We start from the raw sequence: 18,135 nt of genomic DNA, 5'->3' as shown, positions 1-18,135 counted from the left end.
CTGTATCGATGCCTGCGAGCAGGTGATGGACAAGATGCAGTATCCGTCCGGGCTGATCCGCTACACGTCCGAGCGCGCCATGCTGGACGGGCTGTCGACACAAAGCGCGCGTTCGCACCTGTTGCGGCCGCGGGTGCTGATCTATGGCTCGCTGATCCTGGTGCTGGCGGTGGCGTTCGTGGCCTCGCTGGCGATGCGCAACCCGCTGCGGGTGGACGTGATCCGCGATCGCGGCGCGCTGGGTCGAGAGGTGGCGGGCGGCATGATCGAGAACGTGTACCGGCTGCAGATCATCAACACCTCGGATTCGCCGCTGCGGCTGCGGCTGTCGGCCGACGGCATGCCTGGGCTGGCGGTGCGCGCCGGGCAGGGCGAGTCGGACGTGGTGGACGTGGAGCCGGCGGCCAACAAGCTGGTGCCGATGGTGATCCGCGCGCCGGCCGGGGCCGAGCCGGGCGCGCACCCGATCACGCTGCGGGCCCGTGCCCGCGATCAGGAAAACCGGTCGATCGAGACCGATGAACCCGCAAGTTTCTACGTGCCCGAGTGAATCTGGAAAAGGATACCGACGATGAATACCGCCCCTGTTGCCGCGCCACCGATGGTCAAGCCCTGGTACCGCGAACCCTGGCCGTGGTTCCTGATGGCCGGGCCGTTCCTGGCGGTGATCGGTTGCGCCATCACGATCTACCTGGCCTTTACGTACTTCGGCAACCAGCCGATCCAGGAAGGCGTGGTCACGCGCGGGTTGGTGATCGAGCAGGTCGATGCGGTATCCTCGCCGCCGGCGTCGGACAGTCTGTAGATCTTCGGGCCGGGCCGAACGCGCGCCGCCGTATGTACCCGCAGAGGTATCCGCGAAGATGCCCAAGAACAGGAATGCCCAAGAAAAAACCCGCAGAACTTGCGTTCTGCGGGTTTTTTACCTGCCTGGCATGCCAGGCAGGGAATCTGGCGGAGATGGTGGGATTCGAACCCACGATGCAGTTTTTAGCCACATACTCCCTTAGCAGGGGAGCCCCTTCAGCCTCTCGGGCACATCTCCGAAGAGAACGAGATTCTAGCACGACTTTTTACACTATTGCCCGCAACCAAGGCGCGGCAGGGAAAAAATCGTGCTGTGTCCGTTCCGATCAGACCTTGGTGGCGGGCGCCTGGTCCAGGCCGAAGGCCTTGTGCAGCGCGCGCACGCCCAGTTCCATGTACTTGTCGTCGATGATCACCGAGGTCTTGATTTCGCTGGTGCTGATCATCTGGATGTTGATGCCCTCTTGCGACAGCGTCTGGAACATCAGGCTGGCCACGCCAACGTGCGAGCGCATGCCGATGCCGACGATGGAAACCTTGGCGACCTTCTCGTCGGTCGAGAGCTCGCGCGCGCCCACGGCGGGGATCACTTCGCGCTTGAGCAGGTCGACGGCGCGGGCGAACTCGTTGCGGTTCACGGTGAACGAGAAATCGGTCGTGCCGGCCACGGACTGGTTCTGCACGATCATGTCGACGTCGATGTTGGCGGCGGCGACCGGGCCCAGGATCGAGAAGGCGATGCCGGGTTTGTCGGGAACACCCAGCAGGGTGATTTTGGCTTCGTCGCGGCTGAAGGCGATGCCGGAGACAACGGCGGCTTCCATTTTTTCGTCTTCCTCAAAAGTAATCAGCGTGCCCGAACACATTTCTTCGTCGAGCGGGATGAGCGGGTCGGTCAGCGAGGACAGCACCCGCGTCGGCACACGGTATTTGCCGGCGAATTCGACCGAGCGGATCTGCAGGACCTTGGAGCCCAGCGAGGCCATTTCCAGCATTTCCTCGAAGGAAACGACGGCCATGCGGCGCGCTTCGGGCACCACCCGCGGATCGGTCGTGTAGACGCCATCCACATCGGTGTAGATCAGGCATTCATCGGCCTTGAGCGCCGCCGCCACGGCCACGGCCGAGGTGTCGGAGCCGCCGCGGCCCAGGGTGGTGATGTGGCCGTCAGGGTCCACGCCCTGGAAGCCGGTGACGATGACCACGCGGCCGGCGTCCAGGTCGGCGCGGATGCGGGCGTCGTCGATCGACGTGATGCGGGCCTTGGTGAACGACGAATCGGTGCGCACCGGCACCTGCCAGCCCGCGTAGCTGCGGGCGGCGACGCCTTCGGCTTGCAGCGCGATGGCCAACAGGCCGCTGCTGGCCTGCTCGCCGGTGGCGGCGATCATGTCGAGCTCGCGCGCGTCGGGTTGGGGCGTAATCTCGCGCGCCAGGCCCAGCAGGCGATTGGTTTCGCCTGCCATGGCCGACGGCACCACGACAACCTGGTGGCCGGCAGCGTGCCACTTCGCGACGCGTCGCGCCACGTTCCTGATGCGCTCGACCGAGCCCATCGAAGTACCGCCATATTTATGAACGATCAGGGACATCTCGTACTCTGGCTGGGGACCCGCCGCAAGAGTGTTGACGGGCAAAACCTCATATTCTATCCCGACGGTAAAAATTTGCGCAGGCCATGGAATTTTCTTTCCAGGGAACGGTCGTTTTTTCCGGAAAAATGTCGTTCTGGCCAGAATTCGACGGCGTCAGCCGCGGATTTCACTGCGCGCGGCGCCTGCCGGCACCGGGCGCCCCCACCTTTGCGCTAACGTGACGCCGGCGGTTGCGGATCCGGCCGCGGCTCGATCCAGACCCGCCCGCGATGGCAGCGCACCACGTGGCCGGCCTGTTCGACCCGCAACTGGCGGTCGTGCCCCAGGCTGTGCAGGCCGCGCAGCTGGCGCAACAGGTCGTTCAGGCGCGCCTCGGTCGGCATGCGGGCGCCCTGTTGCGCCATCCAGTGGCGCAGCACGTGCGCCTGGCGCGCCGGCGACAGTCGCCGCCAGGCCGCCAGCGAGAAGCTGGCGCCGTCCGCGCCCGGCTCCAGCGCGGCGAAATCCTCGCGCGCCACCTCGTCCAGGATCTCGTTGGCTTCGGCCATGTGCCGGGCGTGACGCGCGACGATGGCGCGCCAGCCGGGCCAGCGCGCATCCAGCACCGGCGCCAGCAATTCGCGCAGCGCGGCGCGGGTGTAGCGCGGATCGGCGTTGGTCGGGTCCTGCACCGCGTGCCAGCCGGTGGCGTCGGCAAACTGCCGCGCGGCCTGCAGGATCGTCGCCCGGTCCTGCTCCAGCCACGGTCGCAGATAGGTCAGGCCGTCACGCGATGTGAGCGGCGCCATGGCCGCCATGCCGGCCAGCCCGGTGCCGCGCAGCAGGCGCAGCAGCACGGTCTCGGCCTGGTCATTGCGATGGTGCGCCAGCAGGACCACGCCAATGCCCTCCTCGTCCGCCAGCCGCGCCAGCGCGGCATAGCGGGCGTCGCGCGCGGCCGCCTCGATGCCCTTGCCGCCGGCCGCGTCGACCGCGACGCGGGCCTGCCGCAGCGGCAATTCCAGCAGCCCGGCCAGCGCCTCGACCTGATCGCGCCAGCCATCGGCGGCGGCTTGCAGGCCGTGATGCACATGCAGCAGCGCCACGCCGGCGCCCAGTTCCCGCGCCACGGCGGCGGCATGGACCGCCAGCATGGCCGAGTCGGCGCCGCCGCTGACAGCCACGGCGAAACGCCCTGGCGGCCGCGGCAGGGCTTGCAGGGCGCGGCGCAGGGCCGCGATCAGGTCGGGCGAGACGGGATGGGGGAAAGGGGTCCCCGCGGCAGTCGAGTCGGACGCGGGGCGGGAAGTCATGGCGGCGGGCGCGGGCCGGAAGCGGCCGCGGCGCCGACCAAGGCCGGCGCGCGCGCTTCGCTCAGGCGCGCACTTCCTGGAAGGCGCCGTAAGACAGCAGGCGTTGCACCCGCTGTTCCACCAGTTGCTCGGGCGTCATGCCCTGCAGCTGGCGCAGGGCATCGCCCAGCGCGCGGCGCAGCAGGCGCGCCATGACGCGCGGGTCGCGGTGCGCGCCGCCCACGGGTTCATTGATGACGCGGTCGACCAGGCCCAGGTCCTTCAGGCGCGGGGCGATGATGGCCAGGGCCTCGGCGGCCTCGGGCGCCTTGTCGGCGCTGCGCCACAGGATCGAGGCGCAGCCCTCGGGCGAAATCACCGCGTAGGTGGCGTACTGCAGCATCAGCACGGTGTTGCCCACGGCGATCGCCAGCGCTCCGCCCGAGCCGCCTTCGCCGATGATGGTGACGATCACGGGCACCTTCAGTTCGGCCATGGCGTACAGGTTGTGGCCGATGGCCTCGGACTGGCCGCGTTCCTCGGCGCCGATGCCGGGATAAGCGCCCGGGGTGTCGACGAAGGTGAACACGGGAATGCCGAACTTTTCCGCCAGGCGCATCAGGCGCAGGGCCTTGCGGTAGCCTTCCGGACGCGGCATGCCGAAGTTGCGCGCGGCGCGTTCCTTGGTGTCGCGGCCCTTCTGGTGGCCGATCACCATGCAGGGCGTGCCATTGAAGCGCGCCAGGCCGCCCACGATGGACTGGTCATCGGCGTACATGCGGTCGCCGTGCAGCTCGTGGAAGTCGGTGAAGATCTCGCGCACGTAGTCCAGCGTGTAGGGGCGCTGGGGGTGCCGCGCGACCAGCGCCGTCTGCCAAGGCGTGAGCTTGGCGTAGATTTCCTTGGCCAGCGACTGGCTCTTCTGCTGCAGACGTCCGATCTCGTCGGAGATGTCCACCGCCGAATCGGCCTGCACATAGCGCAGCTGCTCGATCTTGTTCTCAAGCTCGGCGAGCGGCTGTTCAAATTCCAGAAATGTATTGCGCATGTAGTGTGGTTCCGTAGATGGGCGACCTGGATTGCGTCAGTATTGGACCGGCGTCGGTTCCAGACTGCGCCACAGATACCAGGTTGCCACGGTACGCCAGGGTTGCCACGCCAACGAGACTTCGCGAGCCTCGAAGCGCGAGACAGGCTCGCCGCTGAAATAGTGTAGCGAGATTGCCTTGAGCAACCCAGGATCATCCAGCGGCAGAACATCGGGCCGCTGCAGATTGAAAATCAAAAACATCTCCGCCGTCCAGCGTCCGATGCCGCGGATGGCGGTCAATTCCGAAATGACGGCCTCGTCGTCCATGGCCGCCCATTTTTCGGGGTGCACCCGGCGTTCGCCGAAATGCACCGCCAGATCCAGCACGTATTCGGCCTTGCGCTGCGACAGGCCGGCCGCGCGCAGGCCTTCCAGGCCGACGCGCAGCACCGCCACCGGCGTGGGACGCTTGCCGGCGGCTTCCAGGAACTTGTCCCAGACGGCGTCGGCCGCCTTGGCCGAGACCTGCTGGCCGATGATGGCGCGGGCCAGCGTCACGAACGGCGTACCGCGCGACGTCAGCCAGACCTCGGGGTGCTGGGGAATGATCTTTTTCAGAATGCGGTCGCGCCGCATGAGGTGGGCGACGGCGGCTTCCCAATAATCCGGCTTGGGAATCTCGGTATCTACGGGGGACATGGCGGGCGTATCCAGGGGGTTCACGCCCGACGCCACTGCGTCAGGCCGCCCGGCTTGTCATCGAGCTCGATACCGGCTTCGCGCAGCTCGGCGCGGATGCGATCGGCCTGGGCGAAGTCGCGCGCGGCCTTGGCGGCGGCGCGGGCGTCGATCCGGGCCTGGATCGCGGCGGCGTCCAGTTCGGGGCGCGCGCCCTGCCCCATGCCGGCGGCCGAATAACGCGTGGCCGACTGGAAGTAGGTCGCCGGATCCTGCTGCAGCAGACCCAGCAGGCCGCCCAGGGCCTTGAGCTGGCCGGCGCTGCGGGCGCTCTTGCCGCGATTGGCCTCGGAGGCCAGTTCGAACAGGGCCGCCACGGCGCCCGAGCTGTTGAAATCGTCGTCCATGGCAGCCTTGAAGGCCTGCGCCTGCGGCTCGTTCCAGTCGATGCCCTGGTCGTCGGCCGGCACGTTCTGCAGCGCCTGGTACAGGCGGTCGAGCGCGTTCTGGGCGTCGACCAGGTTGTCGGGCGTGTAGTTCTGCGGGCTGCGGTAGTGGTTGCGCACGATGAAGAAGCGCACCATCTCCGCCTCGCGCACGTTGACGCGGTAATGGGCCGCGTCGGCGGCCGGTTCGCCCTGGGCGATGGTCTGGCGGATGGTGCGGAAGTTGCCGAGCGACTTGGACATCTTGTCCGAATCGACCATCAGCGGGCCGCAATGCATCCAGATGTTGGCCAGCACGCCGCCGAAGGCGCCCTCGGTCTGGGCGATCTCGTTCTCGTGGTGCGGGAATTTCAGGTCGGGGCCGCCGCCATGGATGTCCAGCGGCAGGCCGAGCAGCGACTTGCTCATGGCCGAGCACTCGATGTGCCAGCCCGGACGGCCCAGCCCATAGGGCGATTCCCACTTGGTGTCGGCCGGTTCTTCTTCCTTGGCCGACTTCCACAGCACGAAGTCGAGCGGGTCGCGCTTGGCCGAGCCCACCGCCACGCGCTCGCCAGCGCGCAGGTCGTCCAGGGTCTTGCCGGACAGCTTGCCGTAGCCTTCGAAACCGCGCACGGCGTAGTTCACGTCGCCGTCGTCGGCCTGGTAGGCCAGGCCCTTCTGCTCGAGCTTGCCGATGATGTCCAGCATCTCGCCCACGTACTCGGTGGCGCGCGGCTCGCGGTCGGGCGTTTCGACGCCCAGCGCGCGTTCGTCGGCGTGCATGGCGTCGATGTAGAACTCGGTGACTTCGCCGATGCGGCGGCCGGTCTCGACCGCGCGGCGGATGATCTTGTCGTCGATGTCGGTGATATTGCGCACGTAGTCGACCGCCAGGCCGCTGGCGCGCAGCCAGCGCTGCACCACGTCGAAGGACACCAGCATGCGGGCGTGTCCCAGGTGGCAGAAGTCGTACACGGTCATGCCACACACGTACATGCGCACCTGGCCGGCCTGGGCCGGTTTGAACGGTTCTTTGGTACGCGATAACGTGTTGTAGATTTGCAGCATGGCGCTTGTGATGGTCCTGTTCTTTCCGTGGCGGCCGCGGAAACGTTGCGCCCGAAGGACGATACCTTCGAGGCTTGCCGTCCGACCGGGTGGTTCGGGCTATGCCCGGGTTCGCGTCATCCAGTTTGCGTGGATCCAGGAACCCCTCCCCGGCGTCCAAATTTCACCAGCAGGCTAGCCCTTGGGGCTTCCAACATGGGCTTCCCCGGGGCTTCCTGAGGCTTCCCTCAGGCGGCCCAAATGGACTGCCCAAATGGGCTTCCCAAATGGGCTTCCCAAACGGACTTCCCAAACAGGCCTCCCCCACGGGCACCCGATGGTTTTACCCACTGGCTTCACCTATTGTCGAGCCAAAAACTCAACCAAGGCTAAAATGGCGGTCGTCAAGTATAGCAAGCGGCCCGGCCGCGCGCGTCAGCGCCGGCCGGCCACGACTTTTAACGGATGCCCACGTGACTATCAAGCCGCGTTTTTGCGTCACCCTGCTCGCCCTGGCACTGGCCGGTTCGCCGCTGGCCGGCGCCCATGCCCAGTCCATGGCCGGCGGTTCGGGCGAGAACCCGAATGCCAATCGCACCACCCTGGACCCGATTCCGCCCGAGGGCGGCTGGGACGGCCTGTCCAACGTGCTCAAGTCGATGCAGCCCAGCGTGGACACCCGCCTGCAACCGTCCGCCTCGCAGATCACCACGCACATCGAACGCCTGCTGAACCGCGGCGAGAACGCCGAAGCCCTGGCGATGATCGAAAAGCGCGAGGCCGAGATCAAGGACCAGCGCGGCACCGACGTGCAGCTGATGTTCCAGCATGCGCGCGCCCTGGCCCAGCTCGACCGCAAGGCCGAGGCCATCGACATCTACACCGAGATGACGACCCGCTTCCCCGAGCTGCCGGAACCTTGGAACAACCTGGCGGCTCTATATGCCAGCCGGGGCGAACTTGAAAAAGCGCAGGACGCCCTGCAAATGGCCCTGCGCGCGGACCCGGGCTACGCCGCCGCGCGCGCCAACCTGGGCGACCTGCAACTGCTGCAGGCCCTGCGCACCTACAAGCAGGCCGCCAAGGAAGGCGTGCCCGGCATGCAGGACAAGGCCCGCGAAGTCGAAACCATGCTGAAGGATAAGCAACGCAAATGATGTCCCGCTACTCCCCTCTTCACCTGCTGCGCCTGACGGCGTGCTCGTTCGCGCTGGCGTTTGCCCCGGCGCTCGTCAGCGCCGCGCCCGCGGCCGCCCCCTCCAACTCCACCTCTGAAGGCACAAAAGCCATGAGCACCAATCCCCGCGTCAAGCTTCACACCAACCAAGGCGACATGGTCATCACCCTGGACGCCGCCAAGGCGCCCAAGACCGTCGAGAACTTCCTGACCTACGTCAAGGAAGGCTTCTACAACGGCACGGTGTTTCATCGCGTGATCGACGGCTTCATGATCCAGGGCGGCGGTTTCGAGCCCGGCATGAAGCAGAAGCAGACCCATGCCCCGATCGAGAACGAGGCCAACAACGGCCTGAAGAACGACAAGTACACCCTGGCCATGGCCCGCACCAGCGACCCGCACTCGGCCACCGCCCAGTTTTTCATCAACGTCGCCAACAACGACTTCCTGAACTTCACCGCGCCCACGCCGAACGGCTGGGGCTACGCCGTGTTCGGCAGCGTCACCGAAGGCACGGACGTGGTCGACAAGATCAAGGGCGTGAAGACCGGCAACAAGGGCTTCCACCAGAACGTGCCGAACGAAGACGTGATCATCGAGAAGGCCGAAGTTCTTGAATAAGATCGCCCTGTCCGGCCCGATCTGGCTGGCCTCCGACCTGCACCTGGGACCGGCCACGCCGGCCACGGCGGAGGCCTTCCTGGCCTTCCTGCAGGCGGCCGAGGAAGAAGCCGCCGCCCTGCTGCTGCCGGGCGACATCTTCGACGCCTGGATCGGCGACGACGTGATCCGCGCCGCGCCGCCGTGGCTCGCCACGGCGCTGACCGCGCTGCGGACCACAGCCAGCCGCATTCCGCTGTGGCTGGGCCGCGGCAACCGCGACTTTCTCATCGGCGAGGAACTGGCCGGCGCCGTCGGCGCCCGGCTGCTGCCCGAGCCGGCGCTGTTGCAGACCGACCATGGCGATGTGCTGCTGACCCACGGCGACGAGTTCTGTACCGACGACGCGGCCTACCAGCAGTTCCGCCAGATGGTGCGCAACCCGCAGTGGCAGGCCGCGTTCCTGGCCAAGACCATCCCCGAGCGGCTGGCAATGGCGCAGCAAGCGCGTGGCGAAAGCCAGATGGCCAACCAGAGCAAGTCCATGGAGATCATGGATGTCAATGCCGGCGCCGTCGAGCAGGCCTTCCGCGACAGCGGCGTGGCCCTGATGGTGCACGGCCACACGCACCGCCCCGCCCGCCACGTGCTGGAGGTCGACGGCGTGAAGCGCGAGCGCTGGGTACTGCCCGACTGGGACTGTGACCACGCCTCGCCGCCGCGCGGCGGCTGGCTGGTCATCGACCGTGACGGGCTGCAGTTCTACGACCTGGAAACCGCCGCCTAGGCGATACGCCCATCCTGTCCGAGCAAAGCAAAGGGCCGCGTCACCTACGCGGCCCTTTCTGTTTGCCCCCCGGCTTGCGGGGCGCGGGCGTCAGCGCGTGAAGATCCAGGCCGCCACGATCGCGCCGAACACGATCCGGTACCAGGCGAACACGCGATAGGTGTGGTTGGCCACGAAGCGCAACACCGCGCGCACCACCACCATGGCGCTGAGGAATGCCGCGATGAAGCCCACGGCGATGCCGGACAGGTCGTGCTGGGTCAGCAGGTCCATGTTCTTGTACATGTCGTACACGGCCGCGCCCAGCATGGTCGGCATGGCCAGGAAGAACGAGAACTCGGTGGCCGTCTTGCGCTGGATGCCGGCGATCATGCCGCCGATGATGGTGGCGCCGGAGCGCGAGGTGCCGGGGATCATGGCCAGGCATTGCGCCACGCCCACACCCAGCGCCTGCTTCCAGGTGATCTGTTCCAGGGTGCGGGCGGTGGCGCGCTCGTCCGAGGCGGTGTCGTCGGCCGCGCCCGGCACGTCGCCGGGGGTATGGCGGGTGCGGCGTTCCACGTACAGCATGATCAGGCCGCCCAGCACCAGCGTCACCACCACCACGCTGGGGTGGTAGAACACCTGCTTGATGGACTTGATGAAGATGGCGCCGATGACCGCCGCCGGCAGGAAGGCGATCAGCAGGTTGCGGGTGAAGGCCACTTCGCTCGGCACGCCGGTGAGGGTGCCGCGGATCAGCTGCAGCAGCCGCGCGCGGAAAATCCACATCACCGCCAGGATCGAGCCCAGCTGGATCACCACCTCGAACACCTTGCCCTGACTGGATTCGAAGTTGAGCCAGTCGCCGATCAGGATCAGGTGGCCGGTGCTGGACACCGGGATGAACTCGGTCAGCCCCTCGACGATGCCGAGGATGAAGGCCTTGATGAGATAGAGCGTGGTATCAGTCACGATGGCAAGGGTTCCTTGAAGGCATCTAGTCGTTGGTCAGCGCGGCGTCTTCGTCCAGCGGCTCGGGCACGCGCTTCTCGACGCGCACCAGGGCAATGCGGCGGCCGTCCATTTCCAGCACCTCGAAGCGGAAATGGTCGTGGTGGAATTCGTATTCGCAGACGTCGCCCGGCTTGGGCAGGTGGCCGAAGCGCGACAGCAGGTAGCCGGCCAGGGTGGAGAAGTCCTGCGCGTCGTCGACCAGGCCTTCGGTTTCCAGCACCTGCTCGACGTGGTGCAGGTCGGCCGCGCCGTCGATCTTCCAGGTGTTGGGACCGTCGGCGACGATGTCGGGCAGTTCGTCCTCGTCCGGGAATTCGCCGGCGATGGCCTCGAACACGTCGATCGGCGTCACCAGGCCCTCGATGGCGCCGAACTCGTCCGCCACCAGCACCAGCTGGCCGCGCGAGCGCTTGAGAGTGTCCATCAGGCGCAGGATGCCGATGGACTCGTGCACGATGATCGGGTCGCGCAGGCGGTTGCGGCGCACCCGGCCCTCGGTGATCAGGTCGGCCACCAGGTCCTTGGCGCGGGCGATGCCCAGCACCTCGTCGAGCGAGCCGCGGCAGACTGGGAAGAAGCTGTGCGGCGCCTCGGTGATCTGGCGCCGGATGGTGTCGGGATCGTCGTCGATGTTGATCCACGACACGTCGGTGCGCGGCGTCATGATCGAGCGGATCGAGCGTTCGGCCAGCGTCAGCACGCCGCTGACCATGTTGCGCTCCTCGACGCCGAAGGCCGGGATGGCGGGGCCGTCGGCGCTTGGCAGGTCGGGCTCGTCGGCCGGCGGGCGCTTGCCCAGCATGCGCAGCACCGCCGAGGCGGTGCGTTCGCGCATGGGCCGGCGCGCGTCCAGCTTGAGCAGGTTGCGGCGCGCCACCTGGTTCAGGGCCTCGATCGCCACCGAGAAGCCGATGGCGGCGTACAGGTAGCCCTTGGGCACCTTGAAGCCGAAGGCCTCGGCCAGCAGCGAGAAGCCGATCATGAGCAGGAAGCCCAGGCACAGCACCACCACGGTCGGATGGGCGTTGACAAAGCGCGTCAGCGGCTTGGAGGCCAGCAGCATGATGCCGATGGCGATGACCACGGCGATCATCATGATGGCCAGGTGGTCCACCATGCCGACCGCGGTGATGACCGAGTCCAGCGAGAACACCGCGTCCAGCACCACGATCTGCGTCACGATGACCCAGAAGCTGGCGTACACGCGCGGCCCCGAGGAGCCGCCATGCTGCCCGCCCTCGAGCCGCTCGTGCAACTCCATGGTGCCCTTGAACAGCAGGAAGAAACCGCCAGCCATCAGGATCAGGTCGCGCCCCGAGGGCGACAGCGGTCCGATCGAAAACAGGGGGGTGGTCAGGGTGACCAGCCACGACATGACCGACAGCAGGCCAAGCCGCATGACAAGCGCCAGGCTCAGGCCAAGGATGCGCGCGCGGTCGCGTTGCGACGGCGGCAGCTTGTCCGCCAGGATGGCGATGAAAATCAGGTTATCGATTCCCAGGACGATCTCAAGGACGACCAGGGTAAGCAAGCCGACCCACGCAGCGGGGTCCAGCAGCCACTCCATCAGGAGCTCCAGAAGTTACACGACCGGTAATCGTACCCGGAAAACGCGTGACACGCCGGTGACACGGGTCGTGCGGATGGCTTACGGAACTGTCCGGAGGCTTGCCGCGCGCGGGTCCGCGCAAGTGACACGCGCAAAAAAAGCCGGCCACGGGGGCCGGCTTCGGGAGCGCGTCGGGATCGCGCCAGGGCGTCAGGCCGCCGGCGTCGGGTTCAGCGCCGACAGCATCTGCGTGAAGATCTTCGGGCTGGCGGCCAGCACGTTGCCGGAGTCCATCCAGCCTTGCTCGCCGTCGAAGTCGGCGACCAGGCCGCCGGCTTCCAGCACCATCAGGCTGCCGGCCGCGAGGTCCCAGGGCTTCAGACCCACGCCGCAGAAGCCGTCCAGGCGACCGCAGGCGACATAGGCCAGGTCCAGCACGGTGGCGCCCAGGCGGCGCACGCCGGTGCTGCCTTCGGCCATGGCGCGGAATCGGGCCGAGCCCTGTTCCAGGTCGCCCGAGTTGGGCCAGTGCGCGCCCAGCAGGGCCTCGTGGTAGCGGGTGCGGCCCGAGACGCGCACGCGGCGGTCGTTCAGGAAGGTGCCGCTGCCACGGCTGGCGGTGAACAGTTCGTTGCGCGAGGGATCATAGATGACCGCCTGCGTGACCTGGCCGCGCTGGGTCAGCGCGATCGACACGGCGTAGTTGGGCAGGCCGTGGATGAAGTTGGTGGTGCCGTCCAGCGGATCGATGATCCACTGGAATTCGGCCTGGTCGGGGCCCTGCAAGCCGAATTCCTCGCCCAGGACGGCATGGTCCGGATAGGCGGCGCGCAGCGTCTCGACGATGGACTCCTCGGCGGCGCGATCGACTTCCGTGACATAATCGCGCGGCCCCTTGCGAGCCACGCTGAGTCGTTCCAAATCCATGCTGGCACGGTTGATGATGGTGCCGGCACGCCGGGCCGCCTTGATGGCGATGTTGAGCATCGGGTGCATAAAATTCCGTACGTATGCGGTGGGTAGGCCGCTAGCCACCCCCCCGGATCCGCCGCCCCCGACAGGGGGAAACCGGCTCAAAAAACCAGGAAGGCACTAAGCCAAACGTGCCATTTTAAATGACTCAAGCATTTTCACGCGTTCGCTTCATCATGGTGAACCCCAGCCACCCCGGAAACGTCGGTTCGGCGGCCCGCGCGATCAAGACCATGGGCTTCTCCGAACTGGTGCTGGTGGGCCCCAAATTCGCCGATGTCACCAGCCAGCCGGAGGCCGTGGCCCTGGCCAGCGGCGCCCTGGACGTGCTGGAAAACGCGCGCATCTACGATACCCTGGAAGAGGCGCTGGCGCCCGTGACCCTGGCGTTCGCCCTGACCGCGCGGGTGCGCGACCTCGGCCCCCCGCCCTGCGACATCCGCCAGGCCGCCGACCTGGCCTGCGCCCATCTGGCCGAAACCGCCGAGGGCTGCACCGCCATCGTGCTGGGCACCGAGCGCGCCGGTCTCACCAATGACCAGATCGGACTGTGCCACCGCATCTGCCACATTCCGGCCAACCCCGAGTACAGCTCGCTGAACGTCGCCCAGGCGCTGCAACTGGCGGCCTGGGAGCTGCGCTACGCGCTGCTGGTGGACCAGGGCGCCCCGTTGCTGCCGGCCTCGACCGCGCAGGCGCCCTCGCGCGGCGCCGAACCGGCCTCGGGCGAGGCGGTGCAGGCCTTCCTGGCGCACTGGGAAGAAGCGCTGGTGGGCGTGCGGTTCCTGGACCCGGCCCATCCCAAGAAGCTGCTGCCGCGCATGCGGCACCTGTTTTCCAGGGTCGCCCTGACCCGCGACGAGGTCGACATGATGCGCGGGGTCTGCACCGCCATGCTGGCCACGGCCCGCCGCGACGGCGACGCAAAAAAATAGGGACGGGCATCGGCCCGTCCCCTGTCATCGGCCGCCGGCGGTTGACCCGCCGGGGCACGAAGCGCGCGATCAGTCGACCTTGGCGCCCGACGCCTTCACCACCGGCGCCCAGCCTTCCACTTCCGACTTGATGAACTGGCCGAACTCGGCCGGCGTGGTCTTGACGCCCACGGCGCCCAGCTTTTCGAAGCTGGTCTGCACTTCGGGCTTGTCCAGCGCCTTGACCATGGCGGCGTTGAGCTTGTTGACCACCTCGGGCGGCGTGCCGGCCGGGGCGATCAGGCCGAACCACGACGACACGTCGAAGTTGGCGAAGCCCGCTTCCTTCATGGTGGGCAGGTCCGGCGCGCTCTTGGAGCGCTCGGCCGTGGTCACCGCCAGCGCGCGCAGCTTGCCCGACTGGGCGTGCGGCCAGGCCGACGGCATGTTGTCGAACATGAACTGCACCTGGCCGCCGATCAGGTCGGTGATGGCCGGGGCGCTGCCCTTGTAGGGCACGTGCAGCACGTCGATGCCGGCCTGCATCTTGAACAGCTCGCCGGCCATGTGGATCGAGGTGCCGCTGCCGGACGAGGCAAACGCCAGCTTGCCCGGGTTTTTCTTGGCGTAGTCGACCAGTTCCTGCACCGTCTTGACCGGCACCTGCGGGTTGACCACCAGGATGTTCGGCACCTTGGCGCCCAGCGCCACGGGAGTGAAGTCCTTCGTCAGGTCGAACGTGACATTCTTGTACAGCGTCTGGTTGATGGCGCTGGTGACCGCCACGAACAGCAGCGTGTAGCCGTCCGGCGCGGCGCGCTGCACCTGGTCGGTGGCGATGTTGCTGCCGGCGCCCGGCTTGTTCTCGACCACGAACGACTGGCCCAGGGCCTCGGTCAGCTCCTTGGCCATGATGCGGGCGATCACATCGGTGGTGCCGCCGGCGGAAAAGCCGACCACGATGCGGACAGGTTTATCGGGATAGGCGGCCTGGGCGGAACCCATGGCGAAAGCGCTTGCGGCGGTAGCCAGTAGCGTGGCGGCAAGACGCCGCAGTCCAGGCTTTTGACCGGTCATCATATAGTCTCCGTGCTGATACTGTCCATTACATGGACGATTTGAATTATTGGATGCTGCATTCTGAGCTATACACGAGCGGAGCATCAAGGTAGAGTCCACGCTACGGACTATGGTTTTCCCTTGACCATTCCGCAATAACCCCCAAGATTTCAGAGAGTTGCATGCAAGACAGCGATGCCGCGGCCGCAGGCCCCCGCACATTGCGGCGCGGATTGGCCGTTCTGGCCGCCCTGCGAGACCAGGGGCCCGACGGGCTCAGCGTGACCGATATCGCCCGCCTGACGGGCATCCAGCGTCCCACCATCTATCGCCTGCTGGCGGCCCTGCTCGACGCGGGCCTGGTGCTGCCGGTGACGGGCACCAAGAAATACCGCGCCCAGCTGGCGGTGGACCCCGACACCCGGTCGCGCGATCCGCGCGTGCGCCAACTGCTGCCGGTGCTGCGGCGCCTGGCCGACCGCACCGGCGACGCTGTGTTCCTGGTGGTGCGCGACGAGGACGATTCCATCAGCCTGCATCGCGAGATCGGCAGCTACCCGGTGCAGATCCTGGCCACCTACGCCGGCAAGCGCCAGCCGCTGGGCGTGGGTTCGGGCGGCATGGCATTGCTGGCGGCGCTGCCCGACGACGTGGCGCGCGGCATCGTCGAACGCAACTCCAGCCGGCTCGACGAATACGGCGGCATGACGCCGCAGGAAATGTTCCGCCTGATCGAGAACACCCGCGCGCGCGGCTATTCGGTGGTGGGCAACCACGCCGTGCGCGGCGCGCTGGGCGTGGGCTGCGCCCTGCTCGACAACCATGGCGCGCCGCTGCTCGCGGTCAGCGTGACGGCCATCATCGACCGCATGCCCGCCCAGCGCCAGCGCGAGATCGCCGGCTGGATCAAGGCCGAACTGGCGCGGCTCGTGGTGCAGGCCTGAGCCCGCCACGCGGCCCTCGCCGCGCCATGCGAAAAGGGCGTCCCGCCATTGGCCGGGACGCCCTTTTTCATTGCCGGCAGTACGCTCAGGCCGCGGCGCCAGCCTTGGGCTCGCTGGCCTTGGGATTCTGGATCTCGCGCAGCGGGATCGGCGCCTGGAAGCCCGCGGCCTCCAGCGACAGGCGGATGTCCTGGTACAGGCCCCAGCGCAGGTCCCAGTACTTGGCCGCCTCGGCCCATACGCGCACGTTCACGACCACGCCGCTTTCCTTGTAGTCGACCACCTTCACCAGCGGCTGCGGCTCCTTCAGCGCGTTGGGATTGGCCGCGACGATGTCCTGCAGCTTGGCCAGCACCGCGTTCAGGTCGTCGCCATAGCGCACCGGCACGGGAATATCCAGGCGGCGCGTCTTGTTGCGGCTGTAGTTGGTGATGGTGGCGTTCCAGACCGTGCTGTTGGGCAGCGTCAGGTGGATGCCGTCGACCTGGATCAGTCGCGTCAGGAACAGGCCGACCTCCTCGACCGTGCCTTCCGCGCCCGTGCTCAGGCCGACGTATTCGCCGGCGCGTACCGGACGCAGGATCAGCAGCATAATGCCGGCCGCGATGTTCTGCAGCGTGCCCTGCAGCGCCAGGCCGACGGCCAGGCCGGCGGCGCCGAGCACGGCGATCAGGCTGGCGGTCTGCACCCCGAAGCGTGCCAGCACCGCGATCAGCGTGAAGATGCGCACCGTCCAGACCACGGTGCTGTAGAACATCGGCACGATGGTCGGATCGATCTTGCTGGAACGGGTGGCGATGCGCCGCACCCAGCGGCCCAGCAAGGCCGAGACCCACCAGCCGATGACCAGGATCAGCAAGGCCACGAGCAGATTGATGCCCAGGTCCACCAGCCTGGGGGCCCAGGCATTGAATTCCTTCAACGCGTCTTCCATCGTTGTCGCTCCCTCATGCAAAAAAGACAGCCGAAAACTTTATCAGATGCGCCTTGCGGAAAGGGCCGTCGCGCCCTGCCGGTGTGTCAAGCTTTGTAAGGCGCCACGCTCGCCGCGGCTGGCCATCGCATGCGGCGCCTCGCCCGGGCGGGCGCGGCGGTGGCCGCCTCAAGCGGCCGCGACCTTGCGGAAATGGTTGTCCCAGGAACGCTCGCGCGACGGCGCCAGCACCGGCCGCTCGCCGCCCGCCGCATCGGTGCGCACCATGGCGCCCAGGCCGCTGCTGACCAGAAAGCCCGCGTCCGTCGCCGGCGCCACGCCGCAGCCATCGGCCAGGCGGGTCTCGCCCAGGCAGCGGCCGCTGGCCGCATCCCAGTACAACACCCGCCCGCCCACCGGGCTGGACGTGGCGATCACGGCGCCAGCCGCGTCCGCCGCCACCGAGCCGATGTAGTTGCGCATCGCGCGCAACGTGTCCGCCGGCCCGCTGAACAGCACCGGCTGCGTGCCGCGCCGGTGGCGCCCCACCAGCGCCGGACGGTCGCCGGCCGGTCCCATGTATTGGCAGCCGAACCAGACGCTGCCATCGCCCGCCAGCGCGAGATGGCGGATCGACAGGCGATGCAGCTCGGGCGCCAGTTCGACCCGCTCCAGCAGCGCGCCGCTGGCCGCGTCCAGGTACGCCAGCGACGGCCGCATGGTGTCCAGGTTCAGTTCGAGCTTGCCGTAGTCCGGATGCGTCAGGATGCCGCCATTGGCCACGCACAGCGTCTTGCCGTCGGGCATCAACAGCACCTCGTGCGGCCCGATGCCGCCGCTGTCGTATTCGCCGATGCGGCGGTAGCCGCCGCCCGGCGTGGCATCGTAGATGCCGAGCACGCCACGGCCGCCGTCGAAATCGTTCTCGGTCGCGGCCAACAGCCGGCCGCCGTCGAAATAGGCGCCGTGGCCGAAGAAATGGCGGTCTTCCGGCAAGGGCAGTTCGAGCGGCGGGCGGTCGCCGCGCAGGTCGAACGCCAGCGCGAAGAAGCCCGGCTGGCGGCCGAACACCACGGCGCGTCCGGCGGGGGCGTCGATCGCGAAACTGTGGCCGCGCGCGGGCATCGGCACCACGTGGCGGTCCTGTCCGGCGCCATCGAGCACCACCGTCTCGTCGCGGCCGCCGCGCTGCCGCGCCGCCAGATAGCGCGCCTGGGCATCGTCGCCGGGAGCGGCCAGCGCTGGCCGCGGCCAGCCGAGAGCCGCGCCCAGCGCGCCGCCCGCGCCCCAGGCCAGGAAATCGCGCCGCGCGGGGCGCGCCGGCCCATTGCCGGCCGGCGCATCGCCCGCAATGCCGCTCAGCATGCG

18 protein-coding genes and 1 tRNA gene are annotated in these 18,135 nt (G+C 67.7%); 7 read left to right on the top strand and 12 right to left on the bottom strand.

The genetic code is table 11. The features are described 5' to 3' along the window. Both HV742_RS18995 and HV742_RS18990 read left to right on the top strand, forming a co-directional pair. Positions 1-550, top strand: a 550-nt coding sequence (locus tag HV742_RS18995; protein ID WP_302478801.1) for a FixG Ig-like domain-containing protein, incomplete at its 5' end; no start/stop codon positions are given. A 21-nt stretch (positions 551-571) separates the two neighbouring features. After that, entirely contained in the window at positions 572-805 is a 234-nt protein-coding gene (locus HV742_RS18990; RefSeq protein ID WP_068953584.1) for a hypothetical protein, read from the top strand. A gap of 147 nt (positions 806-952) precedes the next feature. Here the strand turns inward: HV742_RS18990 and HV742_RS18985 are convergent. From HV742_RS18985 to cysS, 6 genes are all read right to left on the bottom strand, one after another. Continuing rightward, positions 953-1,045: transfer RNA gene (locus tag HV742_RS18985), tRNA-Ser, on the bottom strand. An 88-nt stretch (positions 1,046-1,133) separates the two neighbouring features. Continuing rightward, complete coding sequence (locus HV742_RS18980) at positions 1,134-2,399, bottom strand: aspartate kinase (RefSeq protein ID WP_049072922.1); 1,266 nt, start codon at positions 2,397-2,399, stop codon at positions 1,134-1,136. A gap of 215 nt (positions 2,400-2,614) precedes the next feature. Further along, positions 2,615-3,613 (bottom strand): tRNA lysidine(34) synthetase TilS, encoded by a 999-nt coding sequence (gene tilS / locus HV742_RS18975; protein WP_254601180.1) that lies wholly within the window; start codon positions 3,611-3,613, stop codon positions 2,615-2,617. A 142-nt stretch (positions 3,614-3,755) separates the two neighbouring features. Further along, positions 3,756-4,721 carry an acetyl-CoA carboxylase carboxyltransferase subunit alpha gene (locus tag HV742_RS18970; RefSeq protein WP_049072921.1) on the bottom strand — a complete coding sequence of 322 codons (966 nt, stop codon included), beginning with the start codon at positions 4,719-4,721 and terminating at the stop codon, positions 3,756-3,758. Between the two features lie 36 nt (positions 4,722-4,757). Beyond that, entirely contained in the window at positions 4,758-5,402 is a 645-nt protein-coding gene (locus HV742_RS18965) for a DNA-3-methyladenine glycosylase family protein (RefSeq protein WP_006386554.1), read from the bottom strand. 20 nt (positions 5,403-5,422) lie between these two features. Beyond that, positions 5,423-6,877: a cysteine--tRNA ligase gene (gene cysS, locus HV742_RS18960; RefSeq protein ID WP_059271932.1), complete on the bottom strand. Its 1,455-nt coding sequence runs from the start codon at positions 6,875-6,877 to the stop codon at positions 5,423-5,425. 452 nt (positions 6,878-7,329) lie between these two features. On the opposite strand from cysS, the gene HV742_RS18955 reads away from it, so the two are divergent. The 3 genes from HV742_RS18955 to HV742_RS18945 all read left to right on the top strand — a co-directional run bounded on the left by HV742_RS18955 (position 7,330) and on the right by HV742_RS18945 (position 9,420). Continuing rightward, positions 7,330-8,013, top strand: coding sequence for a tetratricopeptide repeat protein (locus tag HV742_RS18955; protein ID WP_049072919.1), 684 nt, complete (start codon positions 7,330-7,332; stop codon positions 8,011-8,013). A gap of 131 nt (positions 8,014-8,144) precedes the next feature. Next, positions 8,145-8,654, top strand: a complete 510-nt coding sequence (locus tag HV742_RS18950; RefSeq protein ID WP_049072918.1) for a peptidylprolyl isomerase — start codon at positions 8,145-8,147, stop codon at positions 8,652-8,654. Further along, complete coding sequence (locus HV742_RS18945; protein WP_059271935.1) at positions 8,647-9,420, top strand: UDP-2,3-diacylglucosamine diphosphatase; 774 nt, start codon at positions 8,647-8,649, stop codon at positions 9,418-9,420. The genes HV742_RS18950 and HV742_RS18945 overlap by 8 nt, the downstream gene beginning before the upstream one ends. 90 nt (positions 9,421-9,510) lie before the next feature. Here HV742_RS18945 and HV742_RS18940 read toward each other — a convergent pair whose 3' ends face one another. From HV742_RS18940 to HV742_RS18930, 3 genes are all read right to left on the bottom strand, one after another. Next, positions 9,511-10,374 (bottom strand): undecaprenyl-diphosphate phosphatase, encoded by an 864-nt coding sequence (locus HV742_RS18940; protein WP_049072916.1) that lies wholly within the window; start codon positions 10,372-10,374, stop codon positions 9,511-9,513. 25 nt (positions 10,375-10,399) lie between these two features. After that, positions 10,400-11,983: a TerC family protein gene (locus HV742_RS18935; RefSeq protein ID WP_063585132.1), complete on the bottom strand. Its 1,584-nt coding sequence runs from the start codon at positions 11,981-11,983 to the stop codon at positions 10,400-10,402. 192 nt (positions 11,984-12,175) lie between these two features. After that, positions 12,176-12,961, bottom strand: a complete 786-nt coding sequence (locus HV742_RS18930) for an inositol monophosphatase family protein (protein ID WP_054417226.1) — start codon at positions 12,959-12,961, stop codon at positions 12,176-12,178. Between the two features lie 119 nt (positions 12,962-13,080). Here HV742_RS18930 and HV742_RS18925 point away from each other — a divergent pair, with 119 nt between their 5' ends. Further along, complete coding sequence (locus HV742_RS18925) at positions 13,081-13,872, top strand: RNA methyltransferase (protein WP_116791917.1); 792 nt, start codon at positions 13,081-13,083, stop codon at positions 13,870-13,872. Positions 13,873-13,941: 69 nt separating this feature from the next. Here the strand turns inward: HV742_RS18925 and HV742_RS18920 are convergent, their stop codons facing one another. Continuing rightward, entirely contained in the window at positions 13,942-14,931 is a 990-nt protein-coding gene (locus HV742_RS18920; protein ID WP_054417222.1) for a Bug family tripartite tricarboxylate transporter substrate binding protein, read from the bottom strand. A 161-nt stretch (positions 14,932-15,092) separates the two neighbouring features. On the opposite strand from HV742_RS18920, the gene HV742_RS18915 reads away from it, so the two are divergent. Then, positions 15,093-15,854: an IclR family transcriptional regulator gene (locus HV742_RS18915; RefSeq protein WP_175146126.1), complete on the top strand. Its 762-nt coding sequence runs from the start codon at positions 15,093-15,095 to the stop codon at positions 15,852-15,854. 85 nt (positions 15,855-15,939) lie between these two features. Here the strand turns inward: HV742_RS18915 and HV742_RS18910 are convergent, their stop codons facing one another. Continuing rightward, positions 15,940-16,788: a mechanosensitive ion channel family protein gene (locus HV742_RS18910; protein WP_054417764.1), complete on the bottom strand. Its 849-nt coding sequence runs from the start codon at positions 16,786-16,788 to the stop codon at positions 15,940-15,942. Positions 16,789-16,956: 168 nt separating this feature from the next. Then, positions 16,957-18,132, bottom strand: a complete 1,176-nt coding sequence (locus HV742_RS18905) for a DUF1513 domain-containing protein (protein WP_175146125.1) — start codon at positions 18,130-18,132, stop codon at positions 16,957-16,959. Between the last annotated feature and the right edge of the window lie 3 nt (positions 18,133-18,135).

Origin of the sequence: Achromobacter ruhlandii (genome assembly GCF_902859695.1) — a bacterium.
In the GTDB taxonomy this organism is placed as follows: domain Bacteria; phylum Pseudomonadota; class Gammaproteobacteria; order Burkholderiales; family Burkholderiaceae_B; genus Achromobacter; species Achromobacter ruhlandii.
Note: the sequence above shows the minus strand (reverse complement) of the source record. Positions and strands in the feature narration are given on the sequence as shown.

Coding starts and splice junctions, on each gene's coding strand:
- HV742_RS18990 (WP_068953584.1), top strand. CDS start 572: ATGAATACCGCCCCTGTTGCCGCGCCACCGATGGTCAAGCCCTGGTAC.
- HV742_RS18980 (WP_049072922.1), bottom strand. CDS start 2,399: ATGTCCCTGATCGTTCATAAATATGGCGGTACTTCGATGGGCTCGGTC.
- HV742_RS18970 (WP_049072921.1), bottom strand. CDS start 4,721: ATGCGCAATACATTTCTGGAATTTGAACAGCCGCTCGCCGAGCTTGAG.
- HV742_RS18965 (WP_006386554.1), bottom strand. CDS start 5,402: ATGTCCCCCGTAGATACCGAGATTCCCAAGCCGGATTATTGGGAAGCC.
- cysS (WP_059271932.1), bottom strand. CDS start 6,877: ATGCTGCAAATCTACAACACGTTATCGCGTACCAAAGAACCGTTCAAA.
- HV742_RS18950 (WP_049072918.1), top strand. CDS start 8,145: ATGAGCACCAATCCCCGCGTCAAGCTTCACACCAACCAAGGCGACATG.
- HV742_RS18935 (WP_063585132.1), bottom strand. CDS start 11,983: ATGGAGTGGCTGCTGGACCCCGCTGCGTGGGTCGGCTTGCTTACCCTG.
- HV742_RS18930 (WP_054417226.1), bottom strand. CDS start 12,961: ATGCACCCGATGCTCAACATCGCCATCAAGGCGGCCCGGCGTGCCGGC.
- HV742_RS18925 (WP_116791917.1), top strand. CDS start 13,081: ATGACTCAAGCATTTTCACGCGTTCGCTTCATCATGGTGAACCCCAGC.
- HV742_RS18920 (WP_054417222.1), bottom strand. CDS start 14,931: ATGATGACCGGTCAAAAGCCTGGACTGCGGCGTCTTGCCGCCACGCTA.
- HV742_RS18915 (WP_175146126.1), top strand. CDS start 15,093: ATGCAAGACAGCGATGCCGCGGCCGCAGGCCCCCGCACATTGCGGCGC.
- HV742_RS18910 (WP_054417764.1), bottom strand. CDS start 16,788: ATGGAAGACGCGTTGAAGGAATTCAATGCCTGGGCCCCCAGGCTGGTG.
- HV742_RS18905 (WP_175146125.1), bottom strand. CDS start 18,132: ATGCTGAGCGGCATTGCGGGCGATGCGCCGGCCGGCAATGGGCCGGCG.